The organism is Salinivibrio sp. IB868, from assembly GCF_001995655.1.
Classification (GTDB): domain Bacteria; phylum Pseudomonadota; class Gammaproteobacteria; order Enterobacterales; family Vibrionaceae; genus Salinivibrio; species Salinivibrio siamensis.
In genome coordinates this window covers 40,622-62,249 of sequence record NZ_MUEW01000003.1, presented here as the reverse complement: position 1 = coordinate 62,249, position 21,628 = coordinate 40,622, and the positions used below count along the sequence as shown (strand labels likewise).

General features: G+C 52.6%; 23 protein-coding genes. 7 read left to right on the top strand and 16 right to left on the bottom strand.

Going from position 1 to position 21,628, the window contains the following annotated elements:
* Window positions 1-199 precede the first annotated feature (199 nt).
* From glpG to ftsY, 6 genes are all read right to left on the bottom strand, one after another.
* Window positions 200-1,030 carry a rhomboid family intramembrane serine protease GlpG gene (gene glpG, locus BZG20_RS03805; RefSeq protein WP_046074633.1) on the bottom strand — a complete coding sequence of 277 codons (831 nt, stop codon included), beginning with the start codon at window positions 1,028-1,030 and terminating at the stop codon, window positions 200-202.
* Between the two features lie 20 nt (window positions 1,031-1,050).
* Window positions 1,051-1,389: a thiosulfate sulfurtransferase GlpE gene (gene glpE, locus BZG20_RS03800; RefSeq protein WP_046074632.1), complete on the bottom strand. Its 339-nt coding sequence runs from the start codon at window positions 1,387-1,389 to the stop codon at window positions 1,051-1,053.
* A 318-nt stretch (window positions 1,390-1,707) separates the two neighbouring features.
* Window positions 1,708-2,571: an RNA polymerase sigma factor RpoH gene (rpoH, locus tag BZG20_RS03795; RefSeq protein ID WP_046074631.1), complete on the bottom strand. Its 864-nt coding sequence runs from the start codon at window positions 2,569-2,571 to the stop codon at window positions 1,708-1,710.
* 121 nt (window positions 2,572-2,692) lie between these two features.
* Window positions 2,693-3,631, bottom strand: coding sequence for a permease-like cell division protein FtsX (gene ftsX, locus BZG20_RS03790; protein WP_046074630.1), 939 nt, complete (start codon window positions 3,629-3,631; stop codon window positions 2,693-2,695).
* A complete protein-coding gene (gene ftsE / locus BZG20_RS03785; protein ID WP_046074629.1) occupies window positions 3,624-4,292 on the bottom strand; it encodes a cell division ATP-binding protein FtsE in 669 nt (222 codons plus the stop codon). Before ftsE ends, ftsX begins: the two co-directional genes overlap by 8 nt.
* Before the next feature lie 2 nt (window positions 4,293-4,294).
* Window positions 4,295-5,575 (bottom strand): signal recognition particle-docking protein FtsY, encoded by a 1,281-nt coding sequence (ftsY, locus tag BZG20_RS03780; protein WP_077578178.1) that lies wholly within the window; start codon window positions 5,573-5,575, stop codon window positions 4,295-4,297.
* Between the two features lie 87 nt (window positions 5,576-5,662).
* On the opposite strand from ftsY, the gene rsmD reads away from it, so the two are divergent.
* Together rsmD and BZG20_RS03770 are read left to right on the top strand one after the other, a co-directional pair.
* On the top strand, window positions 5,663-6,274 hold the full coding sequence (gene rsmD, locus BZG20_RS03775) for a 16S rRNA (guanine(966)-N(2))-methyltransferase RsmD (protein WP_046074560.1): 612 nt from the start codon (window positions 5,663-5,665) through the stop codon (window positions 6,272-6,274).
* A 10-nt stretch (window positions 6,275-6,284) separates the two neighbouring features.
* Window positions 6,285-6,551 (top strand): DUF1145 domain-containing protein, encoded by a 267-nt coding sequence (locus tag BZG20_RS03770; protein WP_046074561.1) that lies wholly within the window; start codon window positions 6,285-6,287, stop codon window positions 6,549-6,551.
* A 3-nt stretch (window positions 6,552-6,554) separates the two neighbouring features.
* Here the strand turns inward: BZG20_RS03770 and BZG20_RS03765 are convergent, their stop codons facing one another.
* The 4 genes from BZG20_RS03765 to BZG20_RS03750 form a co-directional block, all read right to left on the bottom strand.
* Window positions 6,555-6,854: a DUF2007 domain-containing protein gene (locus BZG20_RS03765; protein WP_046074562.1), complete on the bottom strand. Its 300-nt coding sequence runs from the start codon at window positions 6,852-6,854 to the stop codon at window positions 6,555-6,557.
* A 1-nt stretch (window position 6,855) separates the two neighbouring features.
* On the bottom strand, window positions 6,856-7,491 hold the full coding sequence (locus BZG20_RS03760) for a lysoplasmalogenase (RefSeq protein WP_046074563.1): 636 nt from the start codon (window positions 7,489-7,491) through the stop codon (window positions 6,856-6,858).
* Between the two features lie 139 nt (window positions 7,492-7,630).
* Complete coding sequence (locus tag BZG20_RS03755; protein ID WP_046074564.1) at window positions 7,631-7,990, bottom strand: DUF4145 domain-containing protein; 360 nt, start codon at window positions 7,988-7,990, stop codon at window positions 7,631-7,633.
* Window positions 7,991-8,134: 144 nt separating this feature from the next.
* Window positions 8,135-9,145 carry an acyltransferase family protein gene (locus BZG20_RS03750; RefSeq protein ID WP_046074565.1) on the bottom strand — a complete coding sequence of 337 codons (1,011 nt, stop codon included), beginning with the start codon at window positions 9,143-9,145 and terminating at the stop codon, window positions 8,135-8,137.
* Window positions 9,146-9,395: 250 nt separating this feature from the next.
* Between BZG20_RS03750 and BZG20_RS03745 the strand changes: the two genes are divergently transcribed.
* From BZG20_RS03745 to BZG20_RS03735, 3 genes are all read left to right on the top strand, one after another.
* Window positions 9,396-10,994 (top strand): AbgT family transporter, encoded by a 1,599-nt coding sequence (locus BZG20_RS03745; protein ID WP_046074566.1) that lies wholly within the window; start codon window positions 9,396-9,398, stop codon window positions 10,992-10,994.
* A gap of 136 nt (window positions 10,995-11,130) precedes the next feature.
* A complete protein-coding gene (locus BZG20_RS03740) occupies window positions 11,131-12,150 on the top strand; it encodes an alpha/beta fold hydrolase (protein ID WP_052708049.1) in 1,020 nt (339 codons plus the stop codon).
* Between the two features lie 101 nt (window positions 12,151-12,251).
* Window positions 12,252-13,061: a Cof-type HAD-IIB family hydrolase gene (locus BZG20_RS03735; RefSeq protein ID WP_077578177.1), complete on the top strand. Its 810-nt coding sequence runs from the start codon at window positions 12,252-12,254 to the stop codon at window positions 13,059-13,061.
* 47 nt (window positions 13,062-13,108) lie between these two features.
* Here the strand turns inward: BZG20_RS03735 and BZG20_RS03730 are convergent, their stop codons facing one another.
* Window positions 13,109-13,564: an EVE domain-containing protein gene (locus BZG20_RS03730; protein ID WP_046074568.1), complete on the bottom strand. Its 456-nt coding sequence runs from the start codon at window positions 13,562-13,564 to the stop codon at window positions 13,109-13,111.
* A gap of 96 nt (window positions 13,565-13,660) precedes the next feature.
* Between BZG20_RS03730 and BZG20_RS03725 the strand changes: the two genes are divergently transcribed.
* Window positions 13,661-15,163 (top strand): hypothetical protein, encoded by a 1,503-nt coding sequence (locus BZG20_RS03725; protein WP_077578176.1) that lies wholly within the window; start codon window positions 13,661-13,663, stop codon window positions 15,161-15,163.
* Window positions 15,164-15,250: 87 nt separating this feature from the next.
* Window positions 15,251-15,961 (top strand): DTW domain-containing protein, encoded by a 711-nt coding sequence (locus tag BZG20_RS03720; RefSeq protein WP_077578175.1) that lies wholly within the window; start codon window positions 15,251-15,253, stop codon window positions 15,959-15,961.
* A gap of 57 nt (window positions 15,962-16,018) precedes the next feature.
* Here the strand turns inward: BZG20_RS03720 and BZG20_RS03715 are convergent, their stop codons facing one another.
* From BZG20_RS03715 to ftnA, 5 genes are all read right to left on the bottom strand, one after another.
* The gene (locus BZG20_RS03715) at window positions 16,019-17,899 is read right to left on the bottom strand and encodes a methyl-accepting chemotaxis protein (RefSeq protein WP_077578174.1); all 1,881 of its coding nucleotides are present in this window, start codon (window positions 17,897-17,899) and stop codon (window positions 16,019-16,021) included.
* A gap of 240 nt (window positions 17,900-18,139) precedes the next feature.
* Window positions 18,140-19,324 (bottom strand): NAD(P)/FAD-dependent oxidoreductase, encoded by a 1,185-nt coding sequence (locus BZG20_RS03710; protein WP_077578173.1) that lies wholly within the window; start codon window positions 19,322-19,324, stop codon window positions 18,140-18,142.
* 76 nt (window positions 19,325-19,400) lie between these two features.
* Entirely contained in the window at window positions 19,401-20,522 is a 1,122-nt protein-coding gene (locus BZG20_RS03705) for a mechanosensitive ion channel family protein (protein WP_077578172.1), read from the bottom strand.
* A gap of 97 nt (window positions 20,523-20,619) precedes the next feature.
* Window positions 20,620-20,967 carry a universal stress protein UspB gene (locus BZG20_RS03700; RefSeq protein WP_077578171.1) on the bottom strand — a complete coding sequence of 116 codons (348 nt, stop codon included), beginning with the start codon at window positions 20,965-20,967 and terminating at the stop codon, window positions 20,620-20,622.
* Window positions 20,968-21,019: 52 nt separating this feature from the next.
* Entirely contained in the window at window positions 21,020-21,550 is a 531-nt protein-coding gene (gene ftnA, locus BZG20_RS03695) for a non-heme ferritin (RefSeq protein ID WP_046074610.1), read from the bottom strand.
* Between the last annotated feature and the right edge of the window lie 78 nt (window positions 21,551-21,628).

The following is a 21,628-nucleotide window of genomic DNA, read 5'->3' as shown; positions in this document are numbered from 1 at the left end:
AAGAAGTGAGCAATAAATTTTCGTATCCGCTCAACGGGTAGAATAATTACTCAAATTGAAAACAAAAACCGTGAAAGCGAACATAAAAACATAGATCTGACGCAATAAAATTGCGCTTACGAACAAAAAAAGAGCAGTTACCTGCTCTTTTTTCTTTACGCGATAGAGATAATGCGATGTAGACAGAAGTACCGATCCGCTAAGAATGGCGTTTCGCGTCCCACAGAGCGAGCAAACAGCCAATGATCAGACCAAATAAGTGCGCCATATTGGCGATGTTCATGCCCATCGGCTGGAAAAAGCCAATCACCAACCACGCCAGCATAAAGACAACATATGGCTTTTCGACCGTGAGGCCACGCGATGGCGCCAGCCAAGTCATCCACCATAAATAGCCTAACAGCGCGTAAACCACGCCCGAGAGACCACCAAAGTAAGGCCCTTCCAACCAATACTGACCGAGTCCCGAGAAAAGCGCGGCAAATAAAAAGATTTGAACCAGCTTACTGCTACTGCCGAGGCGCTCGATGCGACCACCAAGCACCCACCACCAGAGTAAGTTGAAGATAATATGCAAAGCGGAAAAATGCAGGAGCGCATGGCTGAATAGACGCCACAGCTGCCAGCGCTGACCACTATCAGCCGGAAACAGTAAGCTGCGTACGACAACCTCAAACCCGCCCAGCGTCATCAACGCAAACAACACCACACTGGCGCACATCACCGCCAAGGTCACTGGACCAGACTTATCTTTGACCGTTTGCCATAACCCTGAGGAGGGGTAGTGAAAACGGGCATGGCGGGTTTCTGCCACCTGCCAAGACGCCGCTTGATAACGGCTATGCATGGGGTCAGCGATAAACCGCTCCAGCTCGCTATCCACCCAGGCTTTATCGTTGTCGTTCACCAACCAAATCGCCACCTGCGTTTCCGGCTCAGGGGCGAGTTCAAGAGTGACGTGATGCGCTGCCGCATAATCGACAAATGCCTGAGCCAAGCGCGCATTTGGCAGTACCGCGATTTTTTGCATGAGCTGTCCTATTGAGGCTCCTATTTAAGATCGATACCCGACGCGGTGGGAAGGGCTTGACGTTGCCAGGCTTCAAACCCGCCATCGACACTATATACCGCATCGAAGCCTTGATTGATCAAGTACTGCGCCGCGCCTTGGCTGCTGATCCCGTGATAACACATCACCAGCACCGGCTGATCAAAGTCAACCTGATCCATAAACGCCACCAAGGTATCGTTCGTTAGGTGATACGCATCTTGAGGGTGCGCAACCTGAAACGTTTGTGGATCGCGAATATCCACTAATACTGCATTTTGCTGATCATCACGCAGCATTTCCCACGCATCGGTCACAGAGATGTGTGCAAACTGATCCATACCTTTTACCCCTTCACTCACAAAGTTATTCCCAGCTGACGTCACACGAGGATAACGTGCTCCTCGAAACAAGTCCGCATTGTACCTGAGTTTGATCTCACACGTCTGCTTCCCCCGCCAACAGTGTTCGTTTTTTAGTCGACTGTGGAAAAAGGTGTGGATTGCGTTGATAAGCGATGATCGTTATACCGGATCCACTATATGTAGTAAGGATCCAGGATAAGCTGTGAATAACCTCTTCAACACTTTTCTTTTTCCCTGGCAACAGGCATAAAAAAACCGGCCTCATGGCCGGTTCAGCTTTGATCGAAGACGATCTTACAGCGCATCACCCATTGCTTGTTTAAGCTTTTTCATCGCGTTCTTCTCTAGCTGACGGATCCGCTCCGCCGACACTTGATAATGATCCGCGAGATCTTGCAGCGTGGCTTTGTTGTCGTCTAACCAACGAGAACGGACAATATGTTGGCTGCGCTCATCCAATGCGGATAGTGCACTGGCCAATCGGCGGTTTGCGTGCGACTCCCAGTTTTCCGCCTCTAGCGACGCGGCAATATCTGAGGTTTTGTCCTCCAGATAATAGACAGGGGCCATTGGACCGCTTTCGCGCTCATCGTCGGCATTCGCCGGCGCTTCAAAGGTCGCATCCTGTGCGGCCAACCGAGCTTCCATTTCGCGCACCTCAGACGCTTCCACGCCGAGTTGCTCTGCGACCATATTCACTTCGTCGTTATTAAACCAACCCAAGCGCTTTTTGTTTTTACGCAAGTTAAAGAAAAGCTTACGCTGCGCTTTGGTGGTTGCCACTTTAACGATACGCCAGTTACGCAATACGTACTCGTGAATTTCAGCTTTGATCCAATGGACAGCAAAGGACACGAGGCGCACGCCAACTTCTGGGTTGAAGCGCTTCACCGCCTTCATCAAACCAATGTTGCCTTCTTGTACCAAGTCTGCCATCGGGAGACCGTATCCGGTGTATCCACGGGCGATATGAACAACAAAACGCAAGTGAGATAGGATCAGCGACTTCGCCGCCTCCAAATCACCATGATAATGGAGACGCTCGGCCAGCGAATGCTCCTCTTCAGCGCTGAGCATAGGGTGGCTGTTTACCGCTTGCAGATAACCGTCGATGTTATCTTGAACAATCGGTGCCAATGCGTTCATCTCTTTTGTCATTCAAACCTCGTTTCCGAATCGTCGAAGACCGAATTGCTGATTAAGCATGCAAAAATATACCCAAGCAGGGGCAAACTGCAAGCCTTTATCTGTCTGTTGTGAGTCTATGACCGTATTAACCCTACACAGGTTCAATTTCTTTTAAATGTCGGCGCGTCGCCAGCAACGCCGCCAACACTCCTAGTAGGATTGAGCCCATTAACAATAGCAAAGATTCATCCCAATTGAGTCCGCTAAGGGTAAAGGGACTGTCATAAAGCTGTGCAAATTGCCGCACCGCCCCATCCATCAACCAGGTGTTTAATCCGGTGAGTAACCACGCGACGATCGCCGCCAGTCCGCCCAACCATGCGCCCATATAAAGATAAGGCCGTAAGATAAAACGGTCGGTGGCTCCTACCATTTTCATCACTTGGATCCGTGCACGATGATGGAGTACCTGCAACCGCAAGGTATTCCCCACAAGTAGCACGACAGCTGCCAACATCAACCCGGAAAAAAGCCAAGCAAGTGTAATGGCCAGTGTTTTGATCGCGTCCAAACGTGCCAGCCAATCAGTATCTAACCGCACTTCCTCGACTTCAGCCAGTGCCGAAAGCTTGTCGGACAAGGCTTCCACACGCGCGGTCAAAGAGATGGCGCCTTCTCCATCTGCGGGGGTCACGTCAGGCACCACCACCAACACAGCAGGCAGTGGATTATTATCTAACAAGCTCACCGCTTGATTAAAGCCTCGCTGCTGTTTTAGCGACGCCATACCTTGGTCGGGCGAGATGTATTCAATGCTATCAATGGCGGGCCACTCCCTCAGCTGCTTAGCCAGTGCTTCACCTTGCTGCGACGATTGATCCGGCGTTAAGAACACATTGAGCTCTGCTGGGCTATGCCACTGCGCGCTCACTGCTACCACATTCTTGGCCAATAAGTAGAAGGTCGCGGGTAAGGAAAGTGCAACCGCTAACACCATCAAGGTGAGTAGATTCCCCATCGGGCGTTGAAACAGATCCCGCCAAGCAGTGGAGGCATGACGCTTTTGCGTCTGCATAAAAGATTCAGCCATGACTGACCTCCGCCAAACTGCCTTGCTGGAGATCAAACCGCCTAAGGTGGCGGTACTGCTCAAGCAAGCTGGTGTCATGGGTCGCCATAAGAATGGTCACGCCCACTTGGTTGAACAGGCGAAACAGCTCCATAATCTGCGCTGACAAAGCGGCATCGAGATTCCCCGTTGGCTCGTCCGCCAACAGGACTTGCGGGCGATTGACCACCGCCCGGGCAATCCCAACGCGCTGCTGTTCGCCCCCTGATAGCTGAATCGGGAAACAACGCGCTTTATCCAACAACCCCACTTTATCTAACGCCGCAGACACGCGTTTTTTGATTTCACCCTCTGGCTGCTGCTCAATTCGCAGCGGTAACGCCACATTCTCGTAGACAGTCGCGTCCATCAGCAGGTTATGATCCTGAAAAATAATCCCTAAATGGCGCCGTAGAAACGGAATGTCTTGGCGCGGAATGCGGGAAATATCATGGCCATTGAAGTAAATCTGCCCATCACTGGGACGTTCAATGGCGCAGATCAGTTTCAGCAGCGTACTTTTCCCAGCGCCAGAATGGCCGGTTAACAACGCCATATCCCCTTTGGGAAGCTCAAAGCTGACTTTTTGTAGCGCCTGACGACCGCCCCGATAGGCTTTACTTACCTGCTGAAACTGAATCACGGTTATTCCTCCCGGCTAAAGAGCGCCTCGATAAAGTCGTTGGCGTTAAAGGTGCGTAAATCTTCAATGCCTTCACCGACACCAATATAGCGAATCGGAATATTAAATTGTTCTGCCACAGCAAAAATCACTCCGCCTTTGGCAGTGCCGTCTAATTTTGTCAGCGTAATCCCCGTTATCGGTGCAATTTCATTGAACAATTTCGCTTGGCTGATGGCGTTTTGTCCGGTACCGGCATCCAGGGTCAGCATCACTTCATGTGGGGCACCCACATCCAGCTTTTGCATCACGCGCACAATCTTGCGCAGCTCTTCCATCAAGTTGGCTTTGTTCTGCAAGCGCCCGGCGGTATCCGCAATCACCACATCGACGTTACGCGCTTTGGCCGCTTCAATCGCGTCATACAGCACAGAAGCACTGTCTGCACCCGTGTGTTGCGCGACCACGGGCACCTGATTGCGTTCGCCCCAAGCTTGCAGCTGTTCCACCGCGGCCGCACGGAAGGTATCACCGGCAGCCAGCATCACAGATTTACCTTGATCTTGGAACTGGCGTGCTAGTTTGCCGATGGTGGTCGTCTTGCCCACTCCATTGACCCCGACCATTAAGATCACGTAAGGCTTTTGGTCAGTCAGCACCAACGGTTGCTCGACCTTTTCCAACATCTGCGCCATTTCTTGTTTAAGAATGCCATACAAGGCTTCGCCATCTTTTAGCTCGCGGCGACTGGCTTTATCGGTCAGGTTATCGATGATTTTAGTGGTCGCTTCCATCCCCACATCGGAGATAAGCAGCTGCTCTTCGAGCTCCTCGAATAAGTCATCATCGATTTTCTTACCGCTAAACAGGCCAAAAAATCCAGAACCTAAGTTGGTTTTGGTTTTTTGCAGGCCACGCTTTAGGCGGGCAAAAAAGCCTTCACGTTGCGGTCTTTCACGCTCGCGAACCGCAGCAGATTGTGGCTCTGGCTCTGGCTCTGGCTCTGGCTCTGGCTCTGGCTCTGGCTCTGGCTCTGGCTCTGGCTCTGGCTCTGGCTCTGGCTCTGGCTCTGGCTCTGGCACGGTATTGACTTCGCTTTCGCTATCAGATGCAAGGGTTTCTTGCGGTTGTTGCGAGTTCGCCTCATCAATCGATGTTTCTACCGATGTGGTTGACTCTGCCGTCTCTTCCGCCACGTCTGGCGCAGTCGTTGGTGACGCTTGTTCTGGTTCAGGCTGTGTCTGGTCTTTTTTCCGACCCAGACCCAACCATGACATAAATCCACGTTTCTTTTTTTCTGCCATTGGCAAATCCTAAAGCATGCTTGATACAATCAGCGGCTCAATACCGAATCGGCATAGTCTATCACCTTCTTTACGGTCAAAAAATCTATGGTTAAACGCGCCAACCGCAAATCTTCATCAGCTCACGCTTCCCGTGGGGCTGGAGCTGTTCGTATCATTGCTGGCCGCTGGCGTGGCCGTAAGCTTGTCGTGCAAGACGCACAGGGGTTACGCCCCACTACCGACCGGGTGAAAGAAACCGTATTTAATTGGCTGGCGCCCCATCTTCCGGGAGCGCGCTGCTTGGATGTGTTTGCGGGCAGTGGTGGACTGGGCTTTGAAGCGCTCTCTCGCGGCGCGACTTGGACGCAGTTTTGCGAAAAAAACCCCGTAGCGGCCAAACAACTTCGAGATAACCTCGATCAGCTTGGCGCAGAGAATGCGCAAGTAGATAGCACAGATGCACTGACTCTACTCGCCGCGCCACCGCAAAACAGCCCGTTCGATGTGGTCTTTGTCGATCCCCCGTTTCATCAAGGGTTGCTTAACGACACCTTGGCTGCGCTCGCAAACAACGGATGGCTCGCACCTGGGGCATGTATTTACGTTGAAGCGGAAAGTGAGCTGGATGACTATCACGTCCCAGGAAACTGGCACTGTCATCGTGAAAAACGTGCAGGACAAGTCAACTTCCGTCTATATTTCAACGACCAAACGTAAGAGACACACTATGAAAGGACTAATTCTACTCGCCAAAGCGGCCATCGCCTTTGTTTGGATCGTCTTACTGGCCAACATCGTTCACCCGTTTCCAGGGGTGGCCGCCATGGCGCTCTATATCATGACCGGCTTTTTGTTGGTGATGCATGGGCTACAAATGCTGATTTTCTTAGGAGCATTTGGCGACAAAATTACCATGACGCGCTGGGAAAAATGGTCAATCCTGATTTTTGGGATTTTTGCGCTGCTCGATATTCGCCGCAAGCATATGATGTAAGTGTCATTCGCGACTATGCTGGCATTGCCAGCATAGTTCAAAACTGCCGGCGTTCTCTTCTCCACAGTGCTGGCATACCCAGTGTGTCTCGCTTTGCTCTTCATACGCCTGCAGTAATTGCCTTGCTTGAGCGACATTTTCTGGGGCAACCCATAAGGTTACGCCTTGCACATCAGTGGGTAACTCGCCCACTGCCGCACTCAGCGCTTCGCCTTTCAATACACAATCAATACGATGGCTGGATAACAGGCCTTTTAAGCTGTGCGCCTCCAAGGTGTTCATCGCTTGATAGACTTTTTCCATCTCACCCTCCTTGGGCGATCACCACCGAGGCACTGATCAGTGCTTGCGCTAAAAAATAACTCGACATCACCATCGCTTGTGCCGCACGAAATTCGCCCTTAAAACGCGCAAACGCCAGCACGGTATCTGACACCATAAAACAGATAGCACCGGCCAGTGCGAGTGCCGCCGCGGGGGAGTGAGTATTGAGCCAGTATTCACCGGCCGCCCATACCATCTGGGTGATCACGGCAATATACACGGCCACAGGCAGCGCGAGCTGCCCTAAGTTTGGGAGCAGTAAAAGAAAGACGATAATGCCCAGGCCAGACAACATGGCGGGCAGCCACCATACCATATGGCCGTCAAATTGCGCCCAAAACGCGAAGATATAGACCAGGTGTGCGAGTAAAAAACTGGTTAACCCCTGCACAAACCTGTCTTTGGGGAGCATTAAAAAGACATCGCCCACCACAGAGAGCAATAGCGCGACGAAGACCCATTGCGCATAATGAGAGACGCTAATGTGAGTGCCCACTATCGCCATGAGCATCACAATAGTCAGCGGTTTAAAAAGATAAAACTGCCAACGCGGGCCCCGGTAGGCTGCGGAGATATGCAGCAGTCCAGAACAACAGACAGCGAACCAGCTCCACATGAGTATCATTCCTTTCAAGACAAGGACGCCAAGTCTAGGCTGGCTGGCGGAGATGTCCAGCGTCCCTTGATGAGAACAAGATCCAGTTTAAAAAAATCGTAACGTTAACCGTGGGGTGACAACCGATTCTTGTGGTTAGCTAGCCACTCCATTGCGGCCACACTTGCGCGTAAAAACCAATTGCCCCCGCGGTAAACAGCAGGATAAGCCCCGCGGCAAGCCGCCAAATCAATCGGTTGCTTCGCGGTACTAATTCTGACTCACAATACTTACTCACCGATATAAATTCACGTATATCGTCCACTTCGTAACCCTCTTCATGAACGACTTTGTTACGAATAGTGGCGACAAAGCGCAGTTTTTTGATCACATCATGCGGCAGGCGTTTTTGGCTACTGTCGATGAGCTGATGGAGCCCCTTCCCTTCGGCGTGATAGTGCTCACGCAGCAAGCCTTCTAGGCGCTTACTGTGCTTAATCACGACTGCGACGTCATCCATGGTCTCTCTCCTTACCAGCTCCCATTTTATGAGTATGGTGGTTTTTATACCATTTAGGGGCATCAGGCTTCATGATTGCGATCTGATCCTGTCATCCTATATTCAATCAGTTATGACCGCCGTTGTCGTCAAAAGTGTCATCATTTATGGCACCAACCACGCGGTGGCGCGATATCGTTGCAATATAGCAGTGGTCAGCGCCGCCCCCGCAAAGGCATATAGCGTCAGCAAGGGGATCCAAACCATAGCGGGCGATAAAGTGGGCCAGTAAGCCCTGACGGGCCAAAGGAACACTGGGTGAATCAAGTAGATCCCTAGGCTATAACGACTCAGGGTTGCAACCCACGATGGTGTCGCTTTATTCGCTCGCCAATGTTTGACGGCAAGGAAAAGTGCCGCACTAATCAGCACCGTGTTGATCGTGGTATACGATAACCAACCCTCAGTGATATAACGCTGATGCGCAACACTGGTGGTTAACACGTGATACTCGGTCATACCCAAAGCCAGTAAGCCCAGCGCCCACCACAGTAACAACGCACGTGGCGCTTGGTGTAGCCAATAGCCTAACCATAAGTAGCCGCCATAGAGGATAAAATCATTCCGCCACCAGCCATGCGCGCCGGTTAAATACCAAGCCGTTAAGCTTATCCATGCTAATCCGATAAAAGCCACTGACCATGACGGTAAGCGTGGCATTAACGGGCGTAGCAATGGCACCCACAGCAGCAACGGGATGTAATAGTAGAAAAAGCCAAGGTGATAATAAGTTTCATGCTGAGGGGCCGCGCCCAATGTTTGGGTGACGGTCTGCCACGAAAAACCATCCGGCGTCAGTCCAGACAGACACGCAAACGCGAACGACCACACCAGAAAGGGCACCACCACCTTAACCACGCGGCGACGGATAAAATGGCGCAAGCGGAAAGGCCGCGTCGACGAGAGCAGCAGTAAGCCCGAAATCATAATAAAAATCGGCACCGCCCAGCGACTTGCACTGTTTAGCCCTACCGCGACCACCCAATCACTCAGCGCAATATCACCAATTTGAAACCGATACGGACCCAGTACATGAATCGCCACCACGAAAAAGGCAGCGAGGACACGCAATATGTCGAGGTAATCAATATGTGTCTGTGTTTCAGTCTGTTGCATTTGTTAACACTTTTAACCAGTGACCGGATCGAGCACGCATCCATCATACGCCAACTTCGCGTCAAATGATGTCCGTTAAAGTCATTATCCAGTCAAATATGTTTCTTTTTTGCCTCATTAGCAGCACGTAGATCGAGTTTTACGCTCACTAACTAGCTTTTAATCTTGCTATTTAAGTTAAAAAACAATTAACATTCGGCCTCCTTTTCCCATAGACGGGAAATGCAGTACAACGAAGGAGACCAACCCCATGCACTCAAGTACCACAGAGCAACAAGGTGGGCCGCACAAGCGCACACTGTTTACGCGCTTTCTCGATACCGTCGAGTGGCTCGGCAACCTGCTCCCTCATCCAGTGACCTTATTCGCGATTTTCTGTGTCGCTATCCTGATCGCCTCGGGTGTCGCTGGCTACTTTGATGTGTCTGTCGCCGATCCTCGCCCAGAGGGCGCAAAAGGACGTGCGGCAGATGGCATGATTTATGTGCAAAGCCTGCTCAACGCCGAAGGCTTGCAAATGATCGTCACCAACTTGGTGAAAAACTTTACCGGCTTTGCCCCACTCGGCACCGTGCTGGTGGCCATGCTCGGTGTGTCGGTCGCAGAACATTCAGGACTGCTGTCAGCCTCCATGCGCGGCCTGGTAATGGGCGCGTCGCGCCGTACCGTCACCTTTACCATTGTCTTTGCCGGTATTATCTCGAATACGGCTTCAGAGCTCGGTTACGTGGTTTTAATCCCGCTTGCCGCGATGATCTTCCATTCATTAGGCCGTCATCCATTAGCCGGGCTTGCCGCAGCGTTTGCCGGGGTATCAGGCGGTTACTCTGCTAACTTGTTGTTGGGAACTGTCGACCCCTTGCTGTCGGGGATCACCGAGTCAGCCGCGCAAATGATTGACCCAGACTACATCGTTGGGCCCGAAATGAACTGGTACTTTATGTTCGTTTCTACCTTCTTCATCGCGATTGTTGGTGCATGGATCACCGATAAGATTGTCGAGCCTAAGCTGGGCCAGTATGACCACGACCAAGCGTCTGAAGATGTCGCCGCCGCCTCCGCGAGCAAGCTTAATGATGACGAGAAACGCGGTCTTCGTAATGCCGGGATTGCGGTGCTGATTGTCAGCGGCATTTTAGCGCTCACCATCGTCCCTGAGTGGGGACCACTGCGTCACCCCGAGACCAATGAAGTGGCAGGCTCGCCGTTTTTGAAAGGCATTGTTGCCTTTATTATGGTGTTCTTTGCCGTTCCCGGTATTGTGTTTGGCCGTACCGTCGGCACCATCAATAACGATCGCGACGTGATTGATTCGATGTCTAAGTCGATGAGCGCCATGGGCATGTATATCGTGCTGGTGTTTTTCGCGGCGCAATTTGTGGCGTTCTTTAAATGGACCAATTTTGGTCAAGTGATTGCGGTCGGCGGTGCTGACTTTTTGCAAACCATCGGTTTAACAGGGCCTGCATTATTCTTTGCCTTCATCTTGATGTGTGGCCTGATTAACCTCTCGGTCGGCTCGGCATCGGCGCAGTGGGCCATCACCGCCCCCATCTTTGTACCTATGTTGATGCTGGTCGGTTATGCCCCAGAGACGATTCAATCAGCCTACCGGATTGGCGATTCAGTGACCAACATCATTACCCCGATGATGAGTTACTTCGGGCTGATTCTGGCGGTGGCGTGTCGCTATGTGAAAAACCTTGGCATAGGCACCTTGATTGCCACCATGTTGCCTTATTCGATGATCTTTATGGTGGGATGGAGCATTCTATTCTACGTATGGGTTTTCGTGCTCGGTCTGCCCGTTGGCCCTGGTGCAGAAACCTACTACAACTTCAACCAGTAACGTATCGTTATTCGGTGTTAAGGCAAGCGCTCGCGCTTGCCTTTTCTTTTTGGCGCGGCGCTTTTCCCATAAGTGTCATTTTCATCCATCCTTTAAGACGGTTATAGTAAACCTATCTCAGTGATGGTAAACCAAGATGACAGATCTCGCCGACAGTAAGGATCAGCCGGCTTTTGACGCGCACTCTCTCGCCCGTGAAGCAGTGCTGAGCGACGCATTTAAGCACCACATAACACCTTTTTGGCAACAGCGTGAACAAGGCTACTTCCACGGGGAAGGAGGGCTACGTTTACACTGGTGCAGCTTTACCCGTCCGCAGAATAGGCAAGCGGTCGTGGTGGTCAATGGCCGCATTGAAAGCGTGATGAAGTATCAAGAGATCTTTTATGACCTCGTTCAGATGGGCTATGACGTTTACAGCTTTGATCACCGCGGCCAAGGTTTGTCCGAGCGGCTCGTGATCAAACCGCGCGATCTGGGTCATGTCGAACGCTTTGACGACTATGTCACTGATCTGGCGACCTTCATGCAGTTTATCGGGGCGCACCGACAATACGACCATACCTTTATGCTCGCCCACTCTATGGGCGGGGCCATCGCCGCACTCTATGCGCATCGATTTCCCCACGCGATAGACGGGCTTGCAATGACCGCGCCGATGTTTGGCGTGCACGTCAGCCCGTGGCTTGGACGTATCGCGCCTTGGTTGTGTCGTTCGCTGGCGCGCTATCAGCATCCACCACGGTTTGGGCCCGGACAAGTTGGTTATCGTCATGTGCCGTTTGAGCAAAACCGCCTGACCCATTCTCGCGCACGGTATGCCTGGTTTCGTCAGCTCTACATCAACCAACCTCAACTGCAGATCGGCGGGCCTAGCGCTCGCTGGATTGCCGAGGGAATGGCCGCAGCCCAGCACTGCTTAGCCATCGCCCCCCAATTGGCCACTCCGACACTCATTTGCCAAGCTGGCGGCGAGCAGATTGTGTCTAATCCCGCGATGGCCGAGTTCCATTTTTTACGCCGGCAAGCCAATCAGCCGAGTCAATGGCAGTTTTTTCAAGGCTCACGACATGAAATCTTGTTTGAAACCGATACACATCGGCTGGCAGCGTTCACGGCCATTGATGATTTTTTTCAACGTCAGAGCCAACACTAAAAGCGGAAATCGCTCAGTGAGAGGGTTCCCTTTTTCACCGTCGTCAGTTGCAGTAGACTCAAACATACTGTGATTGTGATCGCCTAACTAATGAGGACATGATGTACAAACTCGTCGCTTCCGATCTCGATGGTACCCTGCTCACCCCAGAGCACAGTATCGCGCCCTATACCAAACAGGTGTTGGAACAACTGCACCAGCAAGGCATCCATTTTGTGTTTGCCACGGGTCGTCATCATGTTGACGTAGCGAGCATTCGTGAAACCGTTGGCATTCCTGCATACATGATCACCTCCAATGGCGCACGCGTGCATGACAGTGATGACAACTTGGTATTCCAACACAATGTTGACCCTGAGATTGTTGCCAACCTGATTAACGAGGTGAAGCAGGATCCGACCGTCACCATTCACCTCTACCGCGATAATGACTGGCTGCTGAGCAAAATGGATGAAGAGCTCGCCCGCTATCATAAAGACTCTGGCTTTAACGCCCAGGAGTTTGATGTGGACAACCCACCGGTCGATAACATCGCGAAGATTTTCTTTATTCGCCACGATCACGACCACCTACTCAAATACGAGCATCAGTTTTTGTCGCAGTATGGCGAGAACATCAGCGTGGCATTTTCGACGCCATTCTGCCTGGAAGTGATGGGCAATGGGGTGTCCAAAGGCGCCGCGTTAGAGGAAGTGGCGCGTCGTCATCAGCTCAACTTGGCGGACTGTATTGCCTTTGGCGATGGCATGAACGATGTCGAAATGCTACGTGCCGCCGGACAAGGCTTGGTAATGGCCACCGCACAAGCGCGCGTCAAGGCCACCCTCACAGATAAAGCCATTATTGGTAGTCATGCTGATGAAGCGGTGGCGCGCTATTTGAAAGCGCACCTATTAGACTCACTTTTATAAGCGACCTGGCTCACACCGTGAGCCAACAGGCGCCTGATGGCGATGCACTATTCCCCCGCCATCGCCAGGATCGCCTGCCATTGCGCTGCGGTAACCGGCATCACACTCAGTCGGTTACCTTTTTTCACTAACGGCATCTCGGCCAGCGCCGGATTTTGCTTCATCTCTGCCAGTGCAATTAACGGCACATGACGCTGATATTCCACATCCACCATAAACCAACGTGGGGTTTCAGGTGTGGCTTTCGGATCAAAGTAGCCGCTATCTGGCTCAAATTGGGTATGATCGGGATAACAAGCGCGGACCACGGTCGCCACACCGGCGACGCCCACTTGTTTGCACGAGGAATGATAAATCAGCACCTCATCGCCCACTTTGACCTCATCACGCAGCATATTACGCGCTTGATAATTGCGCACCCCTTCCCAGCATGAAACCTTTTGCTGCTTTAGTGTGTCTATCGAAAAGGTATCTGGCTCTGTTTTAAATAACCAATAACTCATGCTAGCTTGCTCTTAATCGGATGGTGGCGGCAATCTTGCCCTGCCTGCATTCAGGGCGCAAGCCTGCCTACTCTCGCTCAGTACAAGGAGTTTTTCGTGCCATCTCTTCGTCCCCTTATCATCGCCTCAATGAGTTTGCTTGCCCTCGCCGGGTGCGGTAGCACCTCTGGTCCGGTAGAACTGGGCCATCGTAGCGACAAGGTTTCAACCGGCTTGGTTCACACGCCGCAACCTTTTATGCAAACCGGCCGCATCTCTGTCAGCCCAGAAACGGCCAGCTTCACGCCGTGCGGCAGTCAAAAACAGTACTGGCTTGATTTAACCGCTGACCAACGCGCGACCTTATCGCAGCAGTCCGGTCCGGTATACAGTGAGTTTGAGGGCTATTTCACACCTGTGTCACGCCGCGGGTACAGTGCCGACTACCCTGCTGCGGTGACCATGACCCGCTTAAATATGCTCACCAGCGAATTAGAGGGATGCGCACAACCGCGTAATACCTTGTTGGCGGAAGGCCAGACCCCTACCACCTGGTCAGCCGCTGTCGGCCAAGGGCATCTGGCATGGGAAAGCGAGCAAGACTCACAAGAGCGCCCGCTCAGCGGACAAAGCATGAGCCAAGAGCAGGCACAATTCCGTGCTCAACAAGCCGCTTTAACGCTTAGCGCCCAAGGCTGCCAACAAAGCGCCAACACCCTCTATGGCTGGCAAGCACGCTTAAAAACGGCGAAAGGCACTTACCAAGGGTGTGCGATCTTACCTTCCGTGGATACCAGTCAGCATTGGGCGGGAGAATACCAAGGTACCAGCCAGTCGCCCGGCCAACCGACACTGACCACCAAACTGACGTTGCTGCCCGATCATAGCGCCATCACCAGCTACCACCCACAAGGGGAAGCGGTGACCAAAGAAACCGGGATTTGGCAGCCAGTCGGGGAGAACCAAGTCCAAGTACTCACTACCCGTAGTGGTGAGCAAATGGTGGTGTCTGAGCGCATATATACACGTAACGGGTTTACCCTCACCGCCTCCGAGGAAACCTTTAATGGCAACACCTACTCATTAGGTCATGAGGGTTTAACGCTGAGGCTCAAAGTCGGGGATGCCGTGAACGTATCAAACCAAACCGGCATTAAAGGCAGCGCCGAGAGAAACCCGCGCGTTGAGCAAGCACTCAAAGACTATCTTAGCGATAACGGCCAATCCGGCCCACTCACTTATCGCTGGCTTACTCACGACCTTAACCAAGACGGGCAAGCTGAGCTATTGGTCTTGACCGACAGCTGTGGCAGTGGCGGCTGCACCTTATTAGTGTTTAAGGGCGAGGCGCAAGGCTGGCAGTTTAATAGTCGCATGACACTGGTGCATGTGCCCCTTTTATTAGCACGCAGCCAAAACAAAGGTTGGCATGATTTGATCGTGCCGGTCGGTGGCGGTGGTGCGCCTGCCGGCCACCATGTGATGCGATTTGATGGGCAGCGTTATCCACTCAACCCCAGCACTGCGCCTCGCGCGCCCAAACCGGATAGCTCAGACACGGCATTATTTGCCGATGGCATCTATGCCACCCAACAAGGGGCGGTATTAGGCGAAGAATAACGTAGACACGAGCGCCCGTGGCACGCGGGCTCGCATTCCTTGTCGGACTTGCGCACAATAGCAACCTGACACCTTGAGGAGAGTCTGATGGCCCGTTCGCCCTGCATCCAATGCGGTTTTACCTATCACTGTATCTGTCACTGCTATTGGCCGCTGGAGAGCCAATTGCAATGTTTACTGGTGATGCACGAAAACGAAGCGGCGCGCCAATCCAACACCGGCAAACTGGTTAAAGCGGCGCTGCCCGACACGAAAATCGAAATTTGGCAACGCAAACAACCACCGCAAGCCTTGCTCGACAGCTGGGCGCGCGGTGATGTGTCACCTTGGTTGTTGTTTCCCAGTGACGATGCCGTCCCCGCCGATAGACTATTTGCTGACGTGGCTCGGTCTGTCTCTTGCGCGGATAGGTTAGTTTCTTGCACGGATAGTTCAGCTTCTTGCGCAGAGGCATTAGCCGCCACCAATGCACCTCGCACGCCGTTACAGTTTGTGGTGCTGGATGCCACTTGGCAGCAGGCGCGAAAAATGCTCAATAAAAGCCCGTGGCTCAATGGTCTGCCACGGGTCAGTTTGCCGTCGACTGCCGCCTCGCAATATACGCTTAGGCGCAACCAGCCTCCGGGACACCTGTGTACCAGTGAAGCGGTGAGTGCATTACTACGAAGCCAAGGCGACGTGAACGCCGCCACGCAGCTGGACCATTTTCTTGTCCACTTTATGGAGAGCTACGAAGCCGATCGCCACCATCACACTACACCACTCCCCGCCCCCAAGGTGCTGACGCCAAACACGTGAACAAAAAAACGCCGAGCACGGCGCGCTGCCATGCTCGGCGTTTACGTCGTTTATGGGCTACAGCTTAAAGCGGCTGATCTCTTGCTCGAGGCTATGAGAAAGCTCGGATAACGTCGCGGCTTGACGCGCGGCTTCATCCGCTTCGGTCGATAGCTCATTGGACACATCGCGAATGCCCTCTGAGTTACGGGTGATCTCCGCGGTGACGCTCGATTGCTCTTCCGCTGCCGAGGCAATTTGGGTGGCCATATCGCTAATTTGGCTCACCGCCGCGACAATCTGGCTCAAGCTTTCGTTCGCCGCGCTGGCATCTTCCACACTGGCATGCGCACGTTGCTGGCTATCTTGCATCATGGTCACCGCGCGACCGGTTGCCTGCTGCAAGGTATCAATCATCTGCTGAATTTCGGTGGTTGAAGCATGAGTACGCTGGCTCAATATCCGTACCTCATCGGCCACTACCGCAAAGCCACGGCCATGCTCACCGGCGCGTGCGGCTTCAATCGCGGCATTCAACGCCAGCAGATTGGTTTGCTCGGCCACTTCTTGAATGGTCGACAAGATGCTGGTGATGCTGTGCGCATGCTGATCCAGCTCACCAATCACACCGGTCGCCGCTTCCACTTCACGGGCAAGCTCGGTGATCGAGTGCTTACTTTGCTCCACTTGCTGGCCGCCATCGTTGGCAACGCTTTCGGTCTCTTGGGCGGTGCGCGCGGTGTTATCGGCATTACCGGCAATATCTTGGGTCGCCGAGGCCATTTCATGGATAGCGGTCGCCACCATATTGATTTCATCTTGCTGATGACCAATCCGGGTGGAGCGCTCTTCCGCTTGCGCCGCAGTTAGCTCGGCTTGTTGCTTGAGCGAGCCAGACAGCTGACGTAAGTGCGACACCATAGTGTGCATGTTGCCGACAAAGCGGTTGAAGTTGTTGGCAAGTTTGCCAATTTCGTCATTACTGTGTGGCTCAAGGCGCTGGGTTAAATCCCCTTCACCGGAGGCAATTTCTTCTAGCGCGGCGGATACATTGAGCAAGTCACGGAACAACACGTGCATCAACCACGTCACGGCACCGGCCACCAGCAAAGTGATCACCACCGCGGTCAGCACCAGATTGAACAAGGTATCACGCTGGCTGGCGTATTCAGTGCGCTTATCTAGCTCAATCGCCAGTACCCAATCGGTGTTAGGAACCGAGGCAAAATAAAACAGTTTATCAACGCCATCGACAGGCAGTTCCACCAGCGATTGCTGTGCCAACGCCTGACGCACGCGGTTTTCATTCAGCTCAGGAGACAGGCTGCGATACGGTTTTAGCAGGCGCGCTTTGTCTTTGTGAGCGAGAAAAGTGCCATCAGCACCTAGCAGCATCGCGTTCGCATTTTTGCCCACTTTTAATTGGGTCACGTCACGGATCAGCTGGTCAATCAACACATCTGCGCCCACCACACCGATTAATTCGCCATTACGACGTACTGGCTCGGCCAAGGTCACCAGCATCGCACCGGTAATCGCATCACTGTAAGCAGTGGTAATAATCGGGCTACCTGCGCTCACTGCTTGCTTGTACCACGGGCGGGCGCGAGGGTCATAATCATCGCGGTTGCGCTCTGGGCGCGAGCGATACATGGCGCCTTTTGGAGTACCATAATAGATATCGTCAAACCCACCGGCCTCACGTGCTTGCTGTAAATAGCTCACACGATGGCTACTGCTGGTGTAATCGGTAAAGGCACTGGTGATATCAGCACGGATTTGCACCCAACCGCTGATCGATTCAGTCGCCGCATCGGCGATACCACTGACGCGGCTATAGATGCTCGACTGGGTTTGGGCTTGAATTTGGCTTACAGCAAGCCAGGTGAGAAAGGCGGCCATCAGCAATACAGCAGATAAGCATGCCCCAATTAATTTTTGTTTTAGTGATAACTGCATGGGAACGGCTCTCAAAGCAACGACAGGTTAATTCCAAACTCCCCGATAACCGAGGTAGCAATAGTGAACAGCCGTCACCCCGTCCCTAGGGTACCGCGAGCCCATCCTGCGCGTCGCGGGTTCACAGCGCCGGATAATTTTTATCCGACATGGCAAGCGCGCGCTAATGTAACAGCGCGCAAGAAAGATTGCCATTTTTTAGACAAAAAACAGTCAACTAGAGAGCACTTAGAATCAAGATCACACATGCTGCCCGGCTACCCAGCCGGAGCTCCAGGCCCATTGGAAGTTATAGCCGCCGAGCCAGCCGGTGACATCAAGCACTTCACCGATAAAATACAGGCCGGGGATATCTCGCGCTTCAAGGGTTTTCGAGGAAATTGCGTGGGTATCCACCCCACCAAGCGTCACTTCTGCGGTGCGGTAACCTTCAGTGCCGTTTGGGGCAATGGACCACTGGTGAAAGTAGTGATGAAGCTGATCGAGCTGTTTGTCATCGAGCTGCTTGAGCGGTTTATCCGGCAAGCTATCGCGCGCAATCAAGACCTCGACCAAGCGTTTGGGGAATAGGCGAGACAGTGAGGTTTTTAAGGTTTGGTTGGGGTGCTTATCACGCATCGCCACCAGCACCTCTTTTAGCGACTCACTAGGGAGTAAATCGATGGTGACCGCTTCGCCCGGCTGCCAAAACGAGGAGGTTTGCAACACCGCCGGTCCCGATAAACCGCGGTGGGTAAAGAGCAGATTCTCGGTAAAGCACACCCCAGACTCAGTGGTGATCGAACATGGCACCGACACCCCGGAAATATCGGCAAAGCGCGTTTTGTCTTCTTGGTGCAAGGTATACGGCACCAAGGCGGCGCGAGTGGGCAGCACTTTTAGGCCAAATTGCTCGGCAAGCTGGTAACCAAAGGGGGTAGCGCCAAGCTTGGGCATCGAAAGGCCGCCCGTGGCAACCACCAACGACTGGCAGCGCACCGGCTCGCCATTGAGTTTAAGGCGAAAGCCGGCTTCTTCTTGTTCGATATCATGCACTTCACAGCGATAGCGTTGACTGATGGTGGCTTGGTCGCATTCGGCCAAGAGCAGGTTAACGATATCCTTGGCGCTGTCATCACAAAACAGCTGGCCGTGGTCACGCTCGTGATAGGCCACACCATGGGTGGCCACCAGACCAATAAAGTCCCATTGGCTGTATTGTGCCAATGCGGATTTGACGAAGTGCGGGTTTTCACACAGGAAGTTACTCGCGGTGACATCATAGTTGGTGAAATTGCAGCGTCCGCCGCCTGAGATCAGGATCTTGCGGCCCGGTTTTTTGGCATGATCCACCACCAAAACACGGCGGCCACGTTGGCCTGCTTGTGCCGCACACATCAATCCTGCCGCACCGGCGCCAATCACAATTACATCATACTCAGTCACACGCTTACCTGTTTATTCTCTGCTCACCCTGTGGGAGCGGCATTGTAGCAGCCCGCACGTGAGCGGCAAGCGCGATTTAACGCGCCTGCGCTTCGGGCGGTGGCACCATGGCATCGGCGCCCTGCGCCATCAGGCTTGGATCCATATGCAGCGTACGAGTTGGGAAGGCAATATCCGCACCGTGCTGATGAATAATACCAATCACTTGCAGCAGTACATCCTGCTTCACGCGGTGATAACGTTGCCAGTTCACCGTTTTGGTGAAGGTGTAAATAAAGAAATCGAGCGAATGTGGGCCAAAGCTATTGAAGTTCACAATCAAGGTTTGTCGTGTTTCAATGTCTGGGTGGGCTTCAAGCATGGCATACACATCGTCAATCACCGCGCTGATTTTATCGGCGTCTTGGTAACGTAGTCCGATGGTTTCATAGATGCGGCGGTTGAGCATCCGCGAGGGGTTCTCGACCACCACGTTACTGAATACCGAATTGGGAACGTATAAAGGGCGCAAATCAAAGGTGCGCACCACCGTCATACGAATACCAATTTTCTCCACTGTGCCCTCAATGTTGCGATCCGGCGAGCGCACCCAATCACCGACTTTAAACGGGCGATCAAAGTAAATCATCACCCCACCGAAGAAGTTCGACAGCAAGTCCTTAGCGGCAAAACCAACAATTAAACCCCCGACACCCCCGACGGTCAGTAGACCTGAGACGCTAACGCCCAGGCTTTTCAGCAAGGACAAGACCCCGAAGCACACAAAGAGGGCGCGTAAGACATTCCCCAAGGTATTGATAGTGGTGTGGTCGCGTTTGCTCGTCTCAATCATCACCTGCTCGCCGCTGTTAACTAGGCGTAACAGCACCCAAATGATGACCCAGATCACCACCAAATCTTGCACCAAGGTAAGCCAACTGAGTGAGACATTGCCTAAGGTGTTATCGACAACGATTTCCAGCGAATGAGAGGCTGGCCATAACCAAATCAACACACTTAAAGGCGTATCTATCGCCGGCCAAATGATGTCGTCCCAGCGGGTGATAGTCTTTTCCGCCAAGGCTTTCAGCCGCCCAACCAGCACGTGCCAAATCGTCCAGGCAATGGCACTGATGCCCGTTAACGTGACAACATCCGAGATCCATTCCCACGCCGCTGCCTCATGAAGCGACTGCCACCATTGGAGTAGGCTTTGCATGATTCCCTCAATTACGCTGTGATCCGAGTAGTGGCGTCAGGTTAACAAAAAAAATGCTGACCGAGGTCAGCATTTTGTCGAAATTGTTGGCGTCCGCTTACCAGCCCGCAAAAGCGACAAGAAAAAAGGTCGCGAGCAAGGCACCAGACAACGCAGCATTGAGGATGAACAAATGGCGCACTTTGTTGCATTTGCCCACGAATATTTCATCGTGATGATGGAGATACTCCTGACTACGAATGTACTGGTACAAGCGCTTTTGGCGCGAGATATCGCCTTGGGGTGAGAGTGAGAAAAAGTTGTTATCTCCGCGACAAATTTGCTGATAAAGCAGCGGATTCGCGTCGCGCAACATCACAACGAGCGCGCGCAGTGAAGACAGGTAGCGCGCGAAATTAACCAGTGTGACGGTAAAAACTGCCACGATTAGGATATCACCGTTCATAGACCTCTCCCTCCGCTACGCCGGATAGCGCTCAGAGGGAGAGGTAACCAGATTACTGCCCTGCTGAGCCGTCCATCACTGACGTAGACTCTTCAACCGCCATCGATGCCAAGTCTTTGTCAATAAAGAACAGTGCCTTGCCATCTTCGCCGACTAACTCGATCTTATCGAGTATGCCTTTAAACAGCTTCTCTTCTTCATGCTGCTCCGCTACATACCACTGCAAGAAATTGAAAGTAGAATAATCTTGTGTGGTAAACGCAACGTGCGCCAAGCTGTTAATTTTTTCCGTAATCAAGCGCTCGTGTTGATAGGTTTCGCGAAACACTTCGCCCAGTGATGCGAACTCATGACGCGGTGCGTCAATCGAACCCAAAATAGGCATCGCCCCTGTCTCACTGACGTACGTAAAAAGGCGCTGCATATGCTGCATCTCTTCTTGTGCGTGCTTATGCAGGAATCGCGCGGCTCCTTCGAAGCCTTGATCCTCACACCAAGCGCTCATTTGTAAGTATAGATTTGATGAGAAAAACTCCAAATTGATCTGCTCATTGAGCCTGTCAACCATGGCAGGTGCTAGCATATAAAACATCCTCTTTATTTGGGGTTAGCTGCCATTCTGACCAGCAGCACGTTGGTTTTCAAGCGGATCACGCCGACT